We start from the raw sequence: 4,731 nt of genomic DNA, 5'->3' as shown, positions 1-4,731 counted from the left end.
GGGAATCGGAAAAAACTAGTATACAGCCAGTGAAGACACGCAAAGATCACCTGATGCTCAAGCGTTTACGCACTCCAGGCACTTTGCGGCTTTTCACAGCAACGCTCAGAAAAGGAAGATAAGCATGTTGAACGCGGTCGCAGCGAATTTTCAAGGGCATGAACAGAGCTATTCGGACAAGAACTATGAGTCGGCGAGCGCGTTTTTCGGCGCCAAGCCCCTGGTTTTGGCCCAGCCAGGTGCTGCGCGCCCCAGTGACCGAACGATCGCCAACGGTCAAGGAGCCGTACAGTTTCACCTCATTGGTCAGAAGACCGATGACCCGGCGTACAGCGGCATCATGAATGAAAATCAGGACAACCTTCTGGCTATAGGAGGGCTCATTCACGATTACATGCATACCCATTTTCCTAACGTTGATGAGAAAAAACTTGATATCAACACCTGGACGAATGTTGTGGGCAACATTCCCAATCTTTCGATCGAAGGGCAAAAACAGAAAGGTTACTCAAACAAGCTTGCTGGCACCTCCGTTTCAGCCACGTTCCTCTCCTTGATCGCGAAGGCGATCGTCACTGACGGGGCGTCTCTGCTAACGGATTTCCAGTCCTTCCTCACGGAGATGGGCAACCTGACCTTCAGTGCCAACAGCAAGGCGCAGCAGTACAAGGCTCTGACATGCACCTATCAAAGCTACCTTCTCGATAACGGGGCAGGCGGATATTACGACTACGGAGCAATTGTTCTGCGACAAATCGAGTTCAATCAGTATTTCCTTGAACTGAAATCCTCTTGCTCGTCGACACATTACGTCAACGTCGACATAAGCTATAGAGAGGTTACAAACATCCTTCAGACTCGCCGAATCCGCAGAGGCGGCCCCGATTACAAAAACTTGCAGGAGATCGTGAATAAGAACTCAACCGAGCAATTCAAGAAGGCCAAGAACTTCTTTAACGGCGGCTCGACCCCGCAACAAGACATCACGCCCCAGGTCTAAACCGCGCGGTCGGGCGCGATGTTTTTCGCTGGCGCACGGCTCATACAGGTGAAGCCGTGAATGCAAGTTGTGGCATCTCGGTCGCTACCAATGGCGACTTGGCGCAGGAGCGCCGGTATATCAGTCCCACCCCGAGACCGGTAACTTCTCTGGGGTTAGGCGGCGCTAAGGAGAGGCGGCTTGGGCTTGAATGGTGGCACGTTCGGCTCTGGCTGTCGGTACGGTGCCCGCAATCGATTGCGAAGCTCGCCGTTGAGATCTGCCGTCCTGACCTGCATGAGCATGTGAGCACCGTGGAGCGACCACCTATCTGCTTGCGAAGCCTTCACCCTCTCCAAGAGTTGCTCCAGATCGGTGATCGCGCGATCGACCCGCCCATGCCACAGGCGCCACTTCACCGCTCTCATGTCACCGTCGATTGCGGGAAGCGCTTCCGAGAGACCCGGTCTCCGACGCGGTTTCGTATCTGGCAGCTTGGCGCCGCAAGGAGATGGAGCGGATAGTGCGCTCCGAGCGGCAACGCTTCCTGGAATCCTTTCTTGGCGGTGTTGCGGATCGGCTTCGCCCGGAACGGTCGCGCTGATGGACGAAACGCGCAAACCCATACATCCACTTCCTATTCCAAGAGTGAATTCACCCATACCGGTCAATCCGTTCCGGCAACGTTCCACAACTTGGCCAAAATCGCATATGTGGAACGGCCCGCTGGGCAAGGTTTTTCTTTGCGACATTTCCCCAATGAGGACGGTGCAGTCATATGTCCGGCCTGTTTTCTGGCCTTTCAGCCATGGCCACGATGAGATCCGCGGAGCAAATCGCCTAATCAGCTTCTCGCGCTTCAATGCGCTAGCGATTTTACGGTCTGATTTGCTTCGGGATGTCGTCCCGTTGGGTTCATCACAATTGGCACCTTGCCTGCCTCTCCGACCGACTGGCCAGAAAGCTCGTATACCTAAGCCTGGACGATCATCTTCGCTCCTCTAAAGTTATCCCCTCGAACGAGAAGAGCCCAGATGATGCGCGCGATCTTATTTGCAAGTGCGACAGCGACAACCTTGAACGGGCGGCGCAACATCATGGCCGCTATCCATGGTGATGGCTGGAGGCCACGACGAGCGAGCTTGAGGATCGACGTCGCTCCAGCGACAAGCAGCGTTCGCAGTTGCTGGTTTCCGCGCTTTGAGATCGAACCGATCCGTTCTTTTCCTCCGCTGGAATGTGCGCGTGGTGTCAACCCAATCCAGGCAGCAAAGTCCCGACCGGTTTTAAAGCCGGCAGGATCAGGGACTACTGCCCGGACGGTCGCGGCAATGATCGGCCCCACACCGGGAATCGCCGTCAGGCGTCGGGCGCTGTCATCTTTTCTTACCGCCTCAAGGATTTTTCGATCGAGCCTTTCAATGCGTGCCGTCACGGTCTCGATTTGCTCGACGAGCTCTTCCAAAGCCATTCGCGCTGCACCCGGCAATCTCAGGTCACTGTCGTCGCGTACTATGGCGGCAAGGCTGACGATTCCGACCAGACCGGTCGCCCTGACAATGCCCAGTTCGGCAAGATGAGCTCTCAAGGCATTGATTGCTTGAGTGCGCTGACGGATGAGCAAATCTCGTGTTTTGAGCACCATTCCCGCAGCCTGCTCGTCCTGCGTTTTTGCCGGTACGTAGCGCATGGTTGGCCGGGTGACTGCCTCGCAAATAGCTTCGGCGTCAGCGGCGTCAGTTTTGTTGCGTTTGACATAGGCCTTCACGTATGCGGGTGGCATCATCCGAACCGTATGACCCAGGGCCTGAATTTCCCGAGCCCAATAATGCGCGCTGCCACAGGCCTCCATCCCTACGAGACAAGGCTGCAATGTGCGAAAGAAGTCCAGCACCTGCGATCGACGCAGTGCGCGACGTACGATCACGTCTCCTTCTTCGGCTATGCCATGAACCTGAAAAACGGATTTGGCCAGATCGAGCCCGACTGTGGTAATCTTCTTCATGGAGCGGTCCTTCTTCTTTGTGGCGTTTCAACACGACCACGTTAGGCACTTGATGCCGTTTGAGAAGGGCCGTTCCACCTCATCAGCTTCGGGCCGATTAGGCCATCTCGGCGAGCGTTTCGAGCAGCGCATCGAACACCCCCGTCGCGACCCATCGCCGGTATCGGCGGAAGACGCTGTTCCACTTGCCATATTCATCAGGCAGATGACGCCATTGCGCCCCGGTTCGGGCCATCCACATCATGCCTTCGAAATAGCGCCGATTATCCTGCGCCGGACGGCACCCTCGACCCCGCTCTGCTGGCAGCAGCGGCCCGATCAGTGCCCATTCCTCGTCCGATACCCCAATCCGCTCGCCCAACGCTGCGGCGGCAGGATATATCCTGATGTAAATGTCGTGCGAGACGGAAGGTGGCAACTTCCGGCTCGCGCTTCGCGCGAGTCTCGCACGACATATGACGTCGCTTTCAGTCTACCTCAGAGAGGTTCCGATGGCGAATATAATATTTCTGTTGCAATAATGTTAAGTATCAGCATTTTGACGATATCGCTTAGAGTACTATTGAATATTCTGCATACAGACCGGTATATTTTGATTTGCGCTTGTAACCTATTCCGCGCATATTACATTGTATCAATTCGTTCATAAAATGACTCAATGCGAATATAGAAGAATATAGACGTGCAAACGTGCCTGGCCTTTATTAAATGCAGTGAACGGTACATCAACATGACACCATGTGCTCAAAAGCATGACTAACGAAAACACGAACAGCAACAAATGAAACAAAGACGCTTAAAGCGCCATACACCTCAAAAGCAAGACAAAACAAAAACAGACATGAAAGACATTACAGAATAAAAGTAAGTTGTTTTAACTTATGCATCGGCCAGGTCAAACAGAACTCCGGTCCCGCTAGTGTCCCTCATCCTAACCACAAAACAGTGCCGGCCCAATCAGCACCACATTGCAAGGGCCGGCTGCGCGACAATACCTCGTATTGAGTTGGTGCTGATACGGCGAAAGTTGGCCCATAGTTGCCCATGGGGGGATGCTGGGAGTTGCGACGAAAAATTCCATGTCGGCAGCCTCGGCGTTGGAACATCCAGCTTGTCGGTAGAAGCCCGCCACGCGTTGACGAGAGCAATTGGTGTCATACGGCGGGACCTCAATCGCCACGATCCTCCCGCAATAGCGTAGGTGGAGCGGAACGTGATCAAGGCGTCCTGTTTCAAGACATTGCCTGGCAGCCTCAGCCGGCATATAGACATACAGGAGACGTGTCCCCGGTGGGGCAAGTTGGATGAGCGCGTTCGTGCTGAACGCGTTCTCGATGTGGTCCACTAGCTCGAGTGTGCGGCCTCTGTACAGAGGACACTCGCCGCCCCAAAACACTGAGCTCATACTCGCCGAGGGCGCTTAGTTGTGTTTCGTGATGGAAGAAAGAACTGTTTTTGGTGTTTAGGCGAGAGTAAGGATGGAGAGGAGACTCGATTGTCCTTGGTGAATGCGGGGACGCAATGAGGCTTATATAGAGAGGGGCGCTCATCCTTATTGGACCGCAATTTTTATAATCGCGAAACGGCACAGTTGCCGTTTCGGTGCAATAAAAGGCATCTTTTGATGTCTCCCTTAGCTCGCGCAGAGTCGCAGCTTCTGTGCAGCCGTTGGCTCTCTCTACAGTTCAAAGGGCACAACTCTAGCGTTCTGCAAAGGGCTGCCCGGATCGCTAAGTCAACAACGCGT

General features: G+C 54.3%; 4 protein-coding genes. 1 reads left to right on the top strand and 3 read right to left on the bottom strand.

Annotation, left to right across the window (positions count from 1 at the left end; all coding sequences use genetic code 11):
• The first annotated feature begins 124 nt into the window (after positions 1–124).
• The gene (locus tag EOC06_RS32905; protein WP_095488480.1) at positions 125–1,000 is read left to right on the top strand and encodes a hypothetical protein; all 876 of its coding nucleotides are present in this window, start codon (positions 125–127) and stop codon (positions 998–1,000) included.
• A 952-nt stretch (positions 1,001–1,952) separates the two neighbouring features.
• Here EOC06_RS32905 and EOC06_RS32900 read toward each other — a convergent pair.
• The 3 genes from EOC06_RS32900 to EOC06_RS45230 form a co-directional block, all read right to left on the bottom strand.
• Positions 1,953–2,984: an IS110 family transposase gene (locus tag EOC06_RS32900; protein ID WP_095488482.1), complete on the bottom strand. Its 1,032-nt coding sequence runs from the start codon at positions 2,982–2,984 to the stop codon at positions 1,953–1,955.
• A 97-nt stretch (positions 2,985–3,081) separates the two neighbouring features.
• Positions 3,082–3,345: a transposase gene (locus EOC06_RS32895; protein ID WP_158302594.1), complete on the bottom strand. Its 264-nt coding sequence runs from the start codon at positions 3,343–3,345 to the stop codon at positions 3,082–3,084.
• A 570-nt stretch (positions 3,346–3,915) separates the two neighbouring features.
• Positions 3,916–4,389: a RolB family protein gene (locus EOC06_RS45230; RefSeq protein WP_128178347.1), complete on the bottom strand. Its 474-nt coding sequence runs from the start codon at positions 4,387–4,389 to the stop codon at positions 3,916–3,918.
• Positions 4,390–4,731: the final 342 nt, after the last annotated feature.

Source organism: Mesorhizobium sp. M7A.F.Ca.MR.362.00.0.0, assembly GCF_004023175.1.
In the GTDB taxonomy this organism is placed as follows: domain Bacteria; phylum Pseudomonadota; class Alphaproteobacteria; order Rhizobiales; family Rhizobiaceae; genus Mesorhizobium.
This window is presented reverse-complemented; position numbering and strand designations above follow the sequence as displayed.